Source organism: Cuneatibacter sp. NSJ-177, from assembly GCF_022867805.1.
Taxonomy (GTDB): domain Bacteria; phylum Bacillota; class Clostridia; order Lachnospirales; family Lachnospiraceae; genus Pseudolachnospira.
The window spans coordinates 95,820-109,495 of sequence record NZ_JALIFO010000013.1; the positions used below are offsets into that span (position 1 = coordinate 95,820).

General features: G+C 54.9%; 11 protein-coding genes. 3 read left to right on the plus strand and 8 right to left on the minus strand.

Annotated elements, in window-relative coordinates:
* Positions 1–80 precede the first annotated feature (80 nt).
* From MUB23_RS16585 to MUB23_RS16595, 3 genes are all read left to right on the plus strand, one after another.
* Entirely contained in the window at positions 81–1,340 is a 1,260-nt protein-coding gene (locus MUB23_RS16585; protein ID WP_244801864.1) for an FAD-dependent oxidoreductase, read from the plus strand.
* A 78-nt stretch (positions 1,341–1,418) separates the two neighbouring features.
* Positions 1,419–1,985, plus strand: coding sequence for a chorismate mutase (locus tag MUB23_RS16590; protein WP_244801865.1), 567 nt, complete (start codon positions 1,419–1,421; stop codon positions 1,983–1,985).
* Between the two features lie 60 nt (positions 1,986–2,045).
* A complete protein-coding gene (locus MUB23_RS16595; RefSeq protein WP_244801866.1) occupies positions 2,046–3,509 on the plus strand; it encodes an SLC13 family permease in 1,464 nt (487 codons plus the stop codon).
* A gap of 113 nt (positions 3,510–3,622) precedes the next feature.
* Here MUB23_RS16595 and MUB23_RS16600 read toward each other — a convergent pair whose 3' ends face one another.
* The 8 genes from MUB23_RS16600 to MUB23_RS16635 form a co-directional block, all read right to left on the minus strand.
* Positions 3,623–4,291: a cyclase family protein gene (locus tag MUB23_RS16600; RefSeq protein ID WP_244801867.1), complete on the minus strand. Its 669-nt coding sequence runs from the start codon at positions 4,289–4,291 to the stop codon at positions 3,623–3,625.
* Positions 4,292–4,293: 2 nt separating this feature from the next.
* Positions 4,294–5,259, minus strand: a complete 966-nt coding sequence (locus MUB23_RS16605) for an ABC transporter permease (RefSeq protein ID WP_244801868.1) — start codon at positions 5,257–5,259, stop codon at positions 4,294–4,296.
* Positions 5,260–5,279: 20 nt separating this feature from the next.
* Positions 5,280–6,275 carry an ABC transporter permease gene (locus MUB23_RS16610; protein WP_244801869.1) on the minus strand — a complete coding sequence of 332 codons (996 nt, stop codon included), beginning with the start codon at positions 6,273–6,275 and terminating at the stop codon, positions 5,280–5,282.
* The gene (locus tag MUB23_RS16615; RefSeq protein ID WP_244801870.1) at positions 6,272–7,789 is read right to left on the minus strand and encodes a sugar ABC transporter ATP-binding protein; all 1,518 of its coding nucleotides are present in this window, start codon (positions 7,787–7,789) and stop codon (positions 6,272–6,274) included. The genes MUB23_RS16610 and MUB23_RS16615 overlap by 4 nt, the downstream gene beginning before the upstream one ends.
* 104 nt (positions 7,790–7,893) lie before the next feature.
* Positions 7,894–9,072, minus strand: coding sequence for a substrate-binding domain-containing protein (locus MUB23_RS16620; RefSeq protein WP_244801871.1), 1,179 nt, complete (start codon positions 9,070–9,072; stop codon positions 7,894–7,896).
* A gap of 94 nt (positions 9,073–9,166) precedes the next feature.
* Positions 9,167–10,177, minus strand: a complete 1,011-nt coding sequence (locus MUB23_RS16625; protein ID WP_244801872.1) for a sugar ABC transporter substrate-binding protein — start codon at positions 10,175–10,177, stop codon at positions 9,167–9,169.
* Between the two features lie 197 nt (positions 10,178–10,374).
* Complete coding sequence (locus MUB23_RS16630) at positions 10,375–11,913, minus strand: response regulator (RefSeq protein ID WP_244801873.1); 1,539 nt, start codon at positions 11,911–11,913, stop codon at positions 10,375–10,377.
* Positions 11,897–13,669, minus strand: coding sequence for a sensor histidine kinase (locus MUB23_RS16635; RefSeq protein ID WP_244801874.1), 1,773 nt, complete (start codon positions 13,667–13,669; stop codon positions 11,897–11,899). Before MUB23_RS16635 ends, MUB23_RS16630 begins: the two co-directional genes overlap by 17 nt.
* Positions 13,670–13,676 lie beyond the last annotated feature (7 nt).

Consider the following 13,676-nt stretch of genomic DNA (forward strand, 5'->3'; position numbering starts at 1 on the left):
AATAGCAATTCCTTTTCTATAATCCTTTTATAAATATCATGATATGAAAAAAATCTGTATTGATTTTCAGGAGGTAGAGAATGACTAGAAGATTCTCCTATGACGTCGCTGTCGTAGGCGGGGGTGTCGCCGGCATCGCGGCCGCCGTGGGGGCAGCCCAGGCAGGCGCCAGAACCGTGCTGTTGGAGAGAGCCGCCTATCTGGGGGGAGAAGCCACCAACTCAGGGGTAACCGCTTTTGCCGGCGTCTATGCCAGCGGCAGCGGCGGAATCAAAGTTGTGAGCGGTGTATGCGACCAGGTTCTGGGGCATCTGGCCCGTCTGGGACAGGATACCCGTTACGGAGTCACTGCGTCCGGCAATCTTACAATCAAATTTTCCCCGGAATATTTAAAGGTTGCGCTGGACGATATCGCGGAAGAAGCTGGCGTAGAGCTGCTCTTCCACTGCCAGGTGATCGGGGCCAAAACGGAGGGTACCCGGCTCCTTTCGATTGAGTGCGCCGATGATTCCGGACGTTTCGAGGTAGAGGCCGGCGCCTTCGTCGATGCCAGCGGGGACGCCAATCTCGCTTTCCTCTCCCAAGCCCCCACCGTCTGGGGAAATCATCAAGGCCAGACGCAGGTGGCCACGCTTTCCGCGCGGATTGACCAGATTGACAAAGACGCGGACATTTCTCCCTCGGCCGTTGAAAAGGCAATTCTTAAGGCAAAATCGGACGGGATGAAACACTTAACCAAGGAGAAAGGTTATATCCTCCGCCGGGACCAAGAAGATTTCGGCTTTGCCCTTCTTCCCAGTATTGTGTTAAAAAATCTGGATGCCAAGACCTTGTCCGATGCGGAACGGGACGGCAGAAAGCAAGCCCTCGCCTATGTGGAAGCCTTCAGAAAGTACATGCCGGGCCTGGAGCGCTGCCGTCTGGTCAGCACCGGCCCCGCCCTGGGAATCCGGGAAGGCCGGAAGATGGTAGGACTTTACACCCTGACCGGCGAGGACGTGGTTAGAGCCGTAAAACGGCCGGATGCAGTCGCACGAGGCGGCTGGATGCCGGAGATTCACCGGGATCCCAATAAAATGGGGGAATATATTCCGGTCGAAAAGGGTTCCTATTTCGACATCCCTCTCTCCGCCTTAAGGTCCATTCAGCTGGAAAACCTTTACGGCGCAGGCCGCGCCGTGTCCGCCGATGAGGTTGCCTTCGCCTCGATCCGGGTGATGGGCACCGGTTTTGCCACCGGACATGCCGCCGGTGTGGCCGCCGCCGTCAAGGCCCGGACCGGCGAGGCGGAGATAAAAAAAGTCCGTGAGGAACTGCTCCGGCAGAACGCCTTGATTTAACCGATCGGAGACCATGGGAACAGGGAACGAAAAGCAGCCCTTGTTGACTGCACCATTATTATACTAGGAGTGATCATTATGACATTAGAAGAAATCCGCCGGCAGATCGATGCCATTGACCCTCAGATCAAAGAGCTGTTTCTAAAACGCATGGCCACCTCCTATGAGGTTGCCAAAACCAAATACGAAGCCGGTGAGACCACCATCTACCGAGCCGACCGGGAAGCCGACATCATCCGCCGCCTGACCGCGGATGTGGATCCGAATCTGGTGGAAGAGTACACGGCTATGGTCCGGAAGATCATCGAGGTATCCCGCAAATACCAGTACGGGCTTTTATACGACTGGAACCCCGATCTCTTTTCCCCCTTGGCCGAGGGAATCGAAATCCACAGCACGGACACCCGCGTAAAGATCCGCCTGACCCGCGCCGATGCCTGCAACAGCATGTCTTCCATTCTCTCCATGATCGGAGATTACGGCTTCAACATGGATGAAATGCAGCTGCTGGAAATGGACCGGGAACAGCAGACCGTCACTTTTGAGCTGATTCTCCGGGGGAATCTCAATGACACAGCCATGAAAAAGCTGATGTTCCAGCTCTCTAAAGAGGCTCTGCACTTTCGGATTTTAAGCAGTTTCTAGCCCGAATTACGGAAACCAGGCGTGCCCGGCACGCGAAAACAAAAGGAGAAGAGAAAAACCATGTCGAAACTAACCCAAAATAAAAAGAGCAATCTGTTTCTGATTGCCGCCATCCTCGTCATGTTCGGTTTCCGGCTGATCCCCGGAAACGATAGTCTTTCCGCAGAAGGCCTTGCCGTCCTCGGAATCTTTTTCGGCTCCCTGCTGATGTGGATCGGCGTGTCCATCGACTGGCCCAGCATGATTACCATCTTGATGCTCGGCTTCCTCCCCAGCTTTTCCTTCGCTGACACCTTCAAAGGCGCTTTCGGGAATACGACGGTGGCTTTCCTGATTTTTACTTTTATGCTGGTGTATCCCCTGTCTCAAACCAGTTTTGTGCGCCGCTGCACCATCTCTTTTATCACAAACCGGATCGCGCGCAAAGGCCCCTGGCACTTTGTCTGCTTCCTCTTTGCGGCCGTGACTTTTATGGGACTGTTCATCTCCCCTTCGGTTCTGTTCGTCGCCTTCATGCCCTTCCTGGAGGATATTTTCCAGGTGCTTGACGTCAAGAAAGGTGGCAAAACCGGCAATATGATCATGATGGGAACCGCCTTTTGCATCAGCCTTTCCTCCGGAATGACCGCCATCGGCCATGTCTGGCCCACCATGGCCATCGGCTACTACACCGCCGCAACCGGAAACGACGTGAATCAGTTCCAGTACATGGCCATGGGTATTCCCACCGGCATCGTCCTGATCGTCCTGACGATCCTGATGTTCCGTTTTCTCTACCGCCCGGATGATATCGGCGCAATCAATACGGAAAAAGCCCTTTCCCTGCGGGGCACCGTGCCTCCCGCGGACCGCAAGGAGAAAATTGTGCTGGCCACCATGTTCCTCACCGTGTTCCTTTGGGTTGGCCCCAGCCTGGTAAAAAACATCCTGCCGGATCTCTATGCCACCGTCAACGGATGGTCCACCGCCATGCCTCCGCTTTTGGGCTGCATTATCCTTTTCCTCGTTCAGGTAAAGGGTGAGCGGATTCTGAATTTTAAGGAAGCCTCCAGCAAAGGCGTTCTCTGGGCCAGCATCCTAATGACCGCAGCGGCCACGCAGCTCGGCTCGGTTCTGACCAACGACGCCATCGGAATCAAAGTGTGGCTCAGCGACATGCTCAGCCCCATTGCCAACGGCCTCCCCGTCATTGGTCTGATTCTCTTCTTCATCGCCTGGGCAGTGATTGAGACCAACTTTTCCTCGAATATCGTGACCACCACGGTGGTCAGCGCCGTCGCGCTCTCTGTGCTGACTGCCCTCCCGGAAGGAACCATCAGTATTGCACCGATTGTCTGCCTGGTAGGTTTTGGCGCGGGCATATGCAACATGACCCCGGCCGGCCAGAGTACCGTCAACACAGTGGCCATCGGCTCCGGATGGACCGACGCCAAGTCCATGTTTGTCTGGGGCGGAATCTATGCCCTCCTCGCCATCTTGGTGATGGCCTTCGTCGGCTATCCTCTGGGTTCACTCTTTATGTAATCCCTGAGGGCACAGGCGCTTGTGCGGCGTACTGCTGAAAAAAATATCAAAAGACCTGCGGCGCTTCTGGAATCCAAAACTCCAAAAGTGCCGCAGGTCTCTTTTTCTACCGGCTAGACCAAAGCCAGCAGCCGGACCCATGTCCCGCTTGCTCCCCGCACCGCCGGGAAGGTGCCGAAAATCCGGCAGCGGTCAGCTCCGATCTGCTCCAGGCGGCAGATATTTTCCACGATGATCACGCCGTTTCCAAGGAGGATCCGGTGGGATTCCATGCCGGTTTTGTCCACATTGATGCTCTCGGTGCCCAAAAGGCGGATTTTTTTCTCCGCCAGGTAATGGGCGGCGTCCGGATCCAGATAAGGATAGCCTTTTCCGATAAACTCCTCGTATCCTCTCTCCCACTTTCCGGCATGCCCGGTAAAAAGCAGCACCGCATCACCGGGCCGGATCTCCCCGTGATCCTTCTCCCAGTCCTGAAGCTCCTCTTTCGTGATCCCATGCCAATATTCCGGCACCGCAAGCTGTACCACAACAGCCGGGCCGCAGAGCACCAGCGGATCCACCTGCTCCAGGGTGATCCCATCGGCAAGCGCATGATACGGCGCGTCTATGTGGGTGCCTGTGTGGGGGCAGCAGCGGCGCACCTCCAGATCCGCCAGACCGCCGTCTACGCCGGCCTTTTCCAGCCATTCCACCTGATACCGGTCGATGTAGGGTTCACAGACCATCCCCTCTCCGTGCATGTGGGACAGATCCACAACCCGTTTTTTTTCCTGATCCACCCTTATCCCTCCTTCTTGGCCCGGCCGTAGAGGAACAGCACAGCCAGAATAATCACGCCGTAGATAATGTTCCGGCCGCCTTCCTGCATATCCAGATTGACCAGCAGGCCGTTCAGAATATAAAGGATGATGGCGCCTGCCACGGTTCCGGCATAGTTGCCCTTTCCTCCGAGGATCGAGGTGCCGCCGATGACAACCGCGGCGATGGACGGCATCAAATACGGGGTTCCCATGCCGATATAGGCATATCCCAGGTAACCGGTGAAAAGCAGTCCTCCAAGGGAGGCGAACACTGCGCTTAAAATATAAACCAGAATCAGCACTGCGCTGTTGTTTACACCGGAATAGTAAGCTACGCTGCGGCTGTTTCCCAGAGCGTACAGCTTCCGTCCAAAATTAGTCTTGGTCAGGGCAAAGGTGATGCCGGCCGCAATCACGACCCAGAGTATCAGGATCAGCCGGACGCCGAAGACGGATTCCGTGGACAAAAAGCGCAGCCAGTCCGGAGCCGCCCCATTGGCCAGGCCGTTGGTGTAGAGATAGACCACGCTCCAGAGAATACTCTGCATGGCCAGGGTCATGACGATGGGCGGTACATCTAAAAACACAACGCCCAGTCCATTGATCAGACCGATCAGAATGCTGACGCCGAGAAGCACAGCGATCAAAAGCAGCTGATTGTCGTTTTGCATGCTGGTCGTGATGACGGCCGCCAGGTTAAAGGTTACGATAATGGACAGGTCAATGCCTCCGGTTAAAATTACCAGGGTCTGGCCGATGGCAAGAACTCCCAGAAAAGAGGCTGTCACCAAAGTATCCGAAATATATTTCCCGGAAAAATAGTTGGGCTGTAAGATACAGGTCACGACATACAGCAGCACTGTGGTCAGATAGACTTTTGCCACCGCAGAGCCCCTCAATTTCTCCTTCCAGCCGGCGGACGGCTGGGCTGTGGTTTTTTCTTTCATGCGTTCCACTCTCCTTTCCGTCACGCCGTCTGTTTCCGGCGAAGTTCCAGCTTTTGCAGGGCATTGATAGCCAAGGCGGCTACCAGAATCAATCCCTTAATCATATCCTGGTAGAACGAATTGACGCCCCAGAAGATCAAAAGCCCCAGAATCAGAGAGTAGGTAATCACGCCTGCCACGGTTCCGATAAAACTGCCTCTTCCTCCGGAGAGCGCCGTGCCGCCCAGTACGACTGCAGCCACGGAATTCATGGTAAAGCCGTCGCTTCCGGTCGGGTCTCCCACCGTGGTCTGCGCCGTCAGGAGAATGCCGGCGATGGCGCAGCAGACTCCGGCCATCAAGTAAGTTTTCACCTTGGTTTTGTTCACATTGATGCCGGATACAAAGGCCGCGTTTTCATTGCCGCCGATGGCATAGACGGACTGGCCGAATTTAGACCGCCGGATCGGGATCCAGAGAATCAAAACCGCAAACAAAAGCCACAGTATGGACTTTGGTATCTTAAGCGGCGTCAGGGTTCCCATCATCAGCTTGGTAAAACCGCTCACCACTTCGCCGCTGGGCTGCGGCAGGATATACATGCCGATTCCCATGAAGATGAAGGAAGTCGCCAGCGTCACAATGATCGGCTGGAGACGTCCATAGACGATCAACATTCCATTGATGCAGCCAGCAAGGGCTCCGATGGCAAGCACCACCAACAAAGTTACCGCCACACCCAGCATGTCGTTCCCCAGGGCATGGGCGATCGGTACCATGAGAAAAGCGGTCATTGTGTTGGTCAGGCCGATCAGGGCTCCCACCGACAAATCGATGCCTCCCGTCAAAATAACCAGAGTCTGGGCCAGGGCCCCGAACAGCAGCGTCATAAACTGATCAAACGTAGATTTAATTCCGTAGGCGGTGAAAAAGTTTTTCTGGCTGGATATGTAGAGAATGACCACCGCAGTCATGATCACATAGCCGAACACCGCCTCCCGGTTTTTCGCCCAGATATAATTCAGTTTTCCCTTCATGCTCCCACCTCCGTCTCTTCCATTCCCAGAGCGGCTTTTAAGATTTCATGCTCGGTAAACTGCTCTCCTTGTAGCACGGCCGCCACTTCCCCGTCCCGGAACACGGCGGCCCGGTCGCAGAGGCCCAAAAGCTCCATGTTCTCGGTGGAGTACAAAAGAATCGTCTTTCCGCTCTCTGCAAGCCGGCGGATCAACTGATAGATCTCATATTTGGTTCCCACATCAATACCGCGGGTCGGGTCCGACAGCAGCAGAATATCCGCGTCGGTCAAAATTGCCTTTCCCAACACCAGCTTCTGCTGGTTGCCGCCGCTTAAAGTCCCGGCTAATTGGGAAGGGCTGCTCAGCTTGATCTGCAAAAGCTCGATCATCCGCCTGGTGTCTTCCTCTTCTTTCTTGCTGTCGATGACGCCGAGGCGGCTCCTCTTTTTCAAGGTGGTCAGCATCATATTTTCCCCGGATCCCCGGCTTAACAGCAGGCCGTCGTTTTTCCGGTCCGCCGGAGTGAGCGCCACGCCTGCGGCCAGGCCCATTCTGGGATTTTTGATCCGTTTGGCCTCCCCCTTAATTTTTAAAGTCCCGCCGTCCATGGCCTCGGAGCCGTAGATAACGCCGAGAAGTTCGCTCTGGCCATGGCCGCTTAAGCCGGCCAGCCCAAAGATTTCGCCGCGCCGGATCTTGAGATTTACATGTTTTAGTTTGTTTTTATAGCTGACATCTTCCAGCTCCAACACCGGTTCATCGGGAAGGTTCTCCCGTTTCGCCGGAAAAATCGTATCGATCTTCCGCCCAGCGATCTGGTCGATGATTTCTCCGTTCGTCATCTCCCCCCACCGGAAGGACGTAATATACCGGGCGTCCCTAAAGATTGTGGCCCGGTCCGCAATCCGTTCCAGCTCATCCATCTTGTGGGAGATTAGAATCACGGTTTTTCCTTCTTCCTTGGTCAGGCGGCGCAGCAGGCGGAACAAAAGCTCCACCTCTTTGCTTCCGAGGGCGGACGTGGCCTCATCCAGAATGATGACGTCCGGGTTTTTTGAAAGTGCCTTGGCAATCTCTACCAACTGCTGTTTGGCCAGGGGCAGATTTTTTACCAGGGTCCGGACGTCGATGTCGAATTCCAGCTCCTTCATAATCTCTGCCGTCCGGGTCTCCATCGCCTTGAAATCAATCAGTTTCCACTTATTTTTGGGCTCACAGCCGAGAAAAACGTTCTCCGCCACCGACAGATCCGGCAGCAGGGAGAGCTCCTGAAATACCGATGCAATCCCCACCTTCACCGCATCCACCGGAGATGTCAGGCGGATCGTTTGTCCTTTCAGGGAGATTTCCCCCTGATCCGGAAGGACGACCCCGCACAATACTTTAATCAGGGTGCTTTTCCCTGCGCCGTTCTCTCCGACCAGCGCGTGAACCTCCCCTGCGTAACAATCAATCTTGGCGTCGATAAGCGCATGGACGCCGCCGTAGTGTTTGTTTACGTTTCTGGCCGAAATGATCGGAACCTGTTCCACCAATAGACCTCCTCTCAATCACAAAGGGGAGCCCCTCCCGCCCGCATCTGACCACGGGAGGATCGGAGGGCCTCCCCATCCTTCTAGCTTTTCTGTCTCGTAACTTACTCCAGAACGTCCTCCAGCTGAATATTCCAGCTGTTGGCTTCATCCGTGTAGGCCGGCATGAATTCATCGGACTGGGACGCCTGATACCACTTGCCCGCATCCTTGGCATCGATGACCGGCGGATCCAGAAGCTGGTTTCTCTCCACATCCTTGCCGTTTACAACGTCCAAGGCCACATCCATGGCCATGGCGGACAGGTAGGAAGGAACGCCGGTGATAAATGCGTTCAGGTTCTTTTCCTGTACCACGCGGAAATATCCGTTGGTCCACTCGCCGGTGATCGGAACCGTGGCGGGATCATAGCCGTGCTGCTCTAAAGCCGCTACGATGGCCGCTTCGCCCATGCCCTGCTGCAGGACGCCGTCGATCTGGGTTCCCTCATTTTTCGCCAGCAGATCGTTCATCAGCTGAGCCGTTGTGCCGAAATCCCACTCGCCGTAGCCGTCGCCGACCACTTTGATATCCGGATACTGTTTCAGAACTTCTTCATAGGCGGCGCAGCGGACCGTATCGTCATGGGCGCCTGCTTTGCCGCGAACCAGAATAATATTGCCTTTGCCGCCCAGCTGCTCGCAGAGCCATTTGGCCTGGTTGGTCGCAAATGCGGTGCCGTCCACAGCGATGCTGTAGGTGGTGTCGGTCTGCACAATATTGTCAAAGGAAACCACAACGATTCCCTGGTCCGCCGCTTCTTCTAAAACCGGCTGCAATGCCGAGGAAGCGCAGTCCACCAGAATCACGTCGTATTCTTCTGCGATCAGGTTCTTGATCTCATTGATCTGCGCCTGAGCGTCGTCGCCGGAGCTGGTGGCATAATATTCGGATACCACGCCCTGCTCTTTTAACTGCTCGCAATAGGTTTCAAAAATTTTGACCATCTGGATTCTCCAGGCATTGGTCAGAATCGAGTTGCTCAATGCTACTTTCAGGTCCTTTGCGTCTCCGGCATGTTCCTGGATTGCCTTTGCCACACCGCCCTGTACGGCTGCCGCCGTGGTGGACTCCGCCGCCGTTGCTCCGGCCTCAGTGGCTGCCGCTGTGGTAGCCTCGGTAGCCGCCGCTGTGGTGGCTTTTGCCGTTGTCGCCGCTGCTGTTGTCGAATCACTTCCTCCGCCGCATCCCATCAGTCCGAATGCCATGCAGAAAGAAACAAACACTGCCAAACACTTTTTCATATTGGTACTCTCCTTATCCTTTTTTGCCGGCGTTTTTTTTGGTTGCTGCCGCCTATTTATTTGAAAGCTGCCGGGCCCTGACCGCTTCAAATTTCTACCAAGCCAGATTTTCCTTCAGGAATCGTTCGGCATCCTCCGGGGAAATCGGAATGGATTCCTGATAATAGACCGGGGAAAGCTCCTCTCCATCCAGATAATCACAGAGCTTTTCCACCGCTGTGACGGCCATATCCGGCGGTTCTAAAACCGTGCCGTAGATGCCGCCTTCCCGGATCTTTTCCACGACGGAGCGCTGTCCGTCAAAGCCTACGATCAGGATTTCCCCGACCTTACCGGCTTTTTCAATCTCCCGGTAGCAGCCTTCCGCCATCAGATCATTCTGACAGATGACCGCGTGGATCTCATCGTAAACGCCAAGGCAGTCCTCCATGATGCTGGCGGCGTTTTCCTCAGCAAATTCACCATTGTAGCTGCCGAGCAGGTGAACCCGTTCTTCCTGGTCCAGGACTTCGTGGATTCCTTCCCCGCGGTCCATGGCGCCGGCGGATCCGGGGATACCGGTCAGCTCCAGCACGTTCCAGGTTTCTTCCTCCGGGTATGTTTCCTTCAGCCCCCGCAGAAGCATTTCCGCGGCCTGATTTCCCATTTTTTTGTGATCGCTGCCGACAAAGCTGACCACCTGCGCCGAAGAATTGGTTTCCATCCGATCGTCCACAGCCATGATCGGCACGCCCCGCTCATTGGCGTATTTGATAACGGAAAGGATTCCCTCGGTTGTGTAGGAATCCACCACAATGCCGTCCACGCCCTGCTCGATCAAATCCTTGATGTCCTGGTTCTGCTGCTTTTGGCTGTTCTTTCCGTCATAAACCAGAACCTGCGCCCGTTTGTCGGTATTTCCCTCCGGATAAGCTTCCTTTACCATCTCAAACATGGTTCTCCGGAACGCCAGGTCCGTGGTCGGAATGCTGACGCCGATCACATACTGCTTCTTCCCATCGCCGGCCTGCGCCGAGGGATCCGGCATGGTCTGGCTGCCCCCGCCGGAGCAGGATGCCGCAGCCAGGAGAAGAATGAAAAGCCCCATCCAATGCTTTTTTTTCATTTCTATCCTCGTAGTCTTCCGAATTCTCCGTTTCGCATCTTTATCATAACGAAAAATTCTGTGAAAGGAAACAACATATCTTGAAATTTGGTTTCATATCTTTGACACTTGGCACCGCCAGGGCAAAAAAAATACCCCGGCGGTTTGGTTTATCTTCACCGTCGGGGTGGCTTTTCATTCAGAACTTTTACTTATTTTTAAAGAAACAACTGCTTCTCCCGATACTCCGTGGGCGTCATCCCTTCCACCTTCTTAAACACCCGCATAAAATGTTTCACATTCGGATACCCCACCAGTTCCGCGATCTCATACACTTTGTACCGGTAATCTTTTAAATACTCCTTTGCTTTTTGAAGGCGGATCTGGGCGATCGTATCGGAAAAGCTGCTGCCCTCCACCTCGGAAAACAGCTTAGAAAGATAGGACGGGTTGATGTAGACCCGCCGGGCCACCTGCTCCAAAGAAAGCCTCTCCGCGTAGTGCTGGCGGATATACTCCTTGGCATCCCTGACCAGGGCCGCTTTATGTCCCCCGCCGTCGGTCTGCTGCCGCTCACAAAAAGAGAGCAGCATCCCATCCACGATCCGGAGAAGCTCGTCGATATCCCGCGCCTCCAAAATGGCGGCCAGGTTTCCTTCCTCCGGCCAGTCCCGCAGCACTGAGTCCACAAAGTTGGCGAAAAAGATGCGGGTTTGACTGATGTTAAGCCGGTTCTTTTCCCCCTGAAAAAGCAGTTCTCTTTGATCCGCCAGCGCGCTTTCCAAGAGACGACGCACGCTTTTTTGAACCGCCTCCCGGTCGCCTGCCTGCAAAAAGCCTCTCATCTCTTCCGCCGTCACCCAGGGTTCATGAAGATTGGCGATCCGCCGCTCCACCCGGTCGATGCTGCGGAACCGCTCGCCTTCCATAAAGGACCGGCTGACATAGGCAAGCAGCGCTTCCTGATAAGAGACATTCAGCTGATACTCTGAGCGGTAGAGCCGGCCGCAGCCCACATACCCGCCGGACTCCTCTGCCAACCGGCGGCAGATCCGCTCCACCTCATCCTGTAATTCCGGCTTCCCGCTGGAAAAAACCAGAGCTTTCCGCCCAGGCTGCGGGCAGGAAAAGCAGTATTGAAGCGCGGTGCCCTCCCGTTCCAGTTCCCGGTGGGTCGCCTCCCGCAGCAGTTCCTCCTGCTCCGCCGCCAGCACCGCCGCCTGGACATAGCAATCTGTATTTAATTCCGGCGTCTCTTCCTCATCCTCCGGCTGGCCGCCGAACAGGACACGGGAAACGGCCGACCTCCGGACCGAGGCCGCCGCTTTGCTCAGATGGCTTTGCAGGTCGACAATCCGCTCCTGTTCTTCCAGCCTGGCGATACACTTATAGACCGCCTCAAACATCACGTCCTCAGAAGCCGGTTTCAGCAGATATTCCACCACCTGGCCGCTGGCCAGCATCCGCCTGGCCGCGTCAAAATCACTGTAGCCGCTGAGCGCAATAATCTGCGCCCCGTATTTCCTCCGGTGAATTTCCTCCAAAAGCTCCACACCGGTCATCCCCGGCATCTTGATATCCAAAATCACAAGATCCGGCCGGTGCTCTTCCATTTGAACCAGCGCATCGAAGCCGTCCGCCGCTTCATACAACGTCGTGATCGAAAGCTTATCCCAGGCGATGTCCTGCATCACATGCTCCCTGGCGATGCTCTCATCGTCCACCACCAAAAGAGAGTATTCACGTTTCATCATCATTTCTCCTCTTAAGCGGAATCCGGAAATAGACCTTTGTCCCTTCTCCCTCTCTGCTCTCGATAAAGATCGGATCCTCCTCCCCGTAGGTGATCCGAATCTGCTCCCGGATATTTTTGAGGGCGTAACCGTTCCCCACTGTCTTCAGATTTCCGCTCTCCTCCATCAGCTGCCGTCTGGTCTCCTCCGGCATGCCTGCGCCATCGTCCTTTACCTCAAAATAGAGGAATTCCTCTTCTTTTCGGAAAACAATCTCCACGGTGTGGCTGCTGCGGCTCGGCTCAAATCCGTGAACAATGGCGTTCTCCACGATGGGCTGAAACAGGTATTTCAGCGCAACATACTGATTCATATCCGGAAAATCCTCGATCCGGCACCGCAGCGCATCTCCAAAGCGCATCTTCTGAATTTTCAGGTAACACCGGATCAGCTCCACAATCTCGTCAAGTCCCACCATATCCTGCCCCTTGGCCAGGCTCAGCCGGAAATACTGGGACAGCACGATCAGCATATTGGCGGACTTCCCAGCCTTTTCCCGGCAGGCCTCGCAGTAGATCGTATTGATCGTGTTATAGAGGAAATGTTCGTCCATCTGGGATTGCAGGGAAGAAAGCTGGGCCTGCTTGCGGAGCAGCTGCTGGACGTAGACTTCGTCAATCAGCTGGCGGAGCTTTTCCGTCATGCGGTTGTAGCTGTGGAGTACGGCTCCGATCTCCCCTTTTTGTTTGATATTGGTTAAAGGAGCCAGCTCCCCTTCCTCCATCCGCTTCATTCCCCGCATCAGGCGGTTTAACGGCTGGACGACGCCAATGTAGAGCAGGCCGGAACCCAGCAGAATGCTGAACACACCGAGAACCACAATCAGCAGGAACCCCGGCGCCTGGCTGGAAAAGTTCTCCAATATCTCTGAGAGAGGAACCGCCCCCAGATACTTCCAGCCGCTCTCGACGGAATTATAGTACATGACCAGGCAGGGTTTCTCATCTCCCACAATATAGCTTTCCGTGTTTCCGTTTTGCTGGTACGCATCCTGAAACAGCGGGTGTTCCTTTAAATTCTCCGAAAAATGCTCCAGCTCCCAGGAGGCTTCCAAAATCCGCCCCTGGTAGTCCGTCACCGCGGACAGCACTCCCGGATAGTCCAGGGTGCCGGCCGTGCTGTCCAGCTTTTCTTTCAGCGTACAGATCATCGTACAGCCGCCGTATTGTTCGGGAATCGGAACCGGGCGGATATGGGCCAGCCGCCAATCATTCTGCGCCTCGTTGACCGGCAGGGAATACCATTCGATGCGCCCGGAAAAATAATTTTGATCGAGCTGGTACAGCTTTTCCCCCAAGCCCTCTTTGATCGAAATCGTCTTGTGGTCAAAATCAGTGGATAGAATCAGATCACTTTTCTCAAACACCAAATAAATCTGATCCAGTGTTCGCATCTCCCCGGCATATTGGCCCAGCGCCAAAGACAGCTCTTTTTGCGCCCGCTCCGAGGGCTCCGACAGATAAGCGGTGATCTTATCCGTCAAATCCGGCTCCCGGCTTAAGTCTTTACTGAAAGAGCGGACTTCCTCCATCGAAGATTCCATCAGGAGCGACGAGCCGTACAGGCTGGTGTAAAGAGAATGTCTGGCATTTTCCAGGATATTTTCCCTGGCGGACTGATAGGTATAAAAGAGGAACGCCAACATCGGAATCAGAATGGTCAGTCCGACGATCGCAGGCACCCGGTACCGGATGCTCTCAAACCAATGCTGTTTCTCCATATTGTAG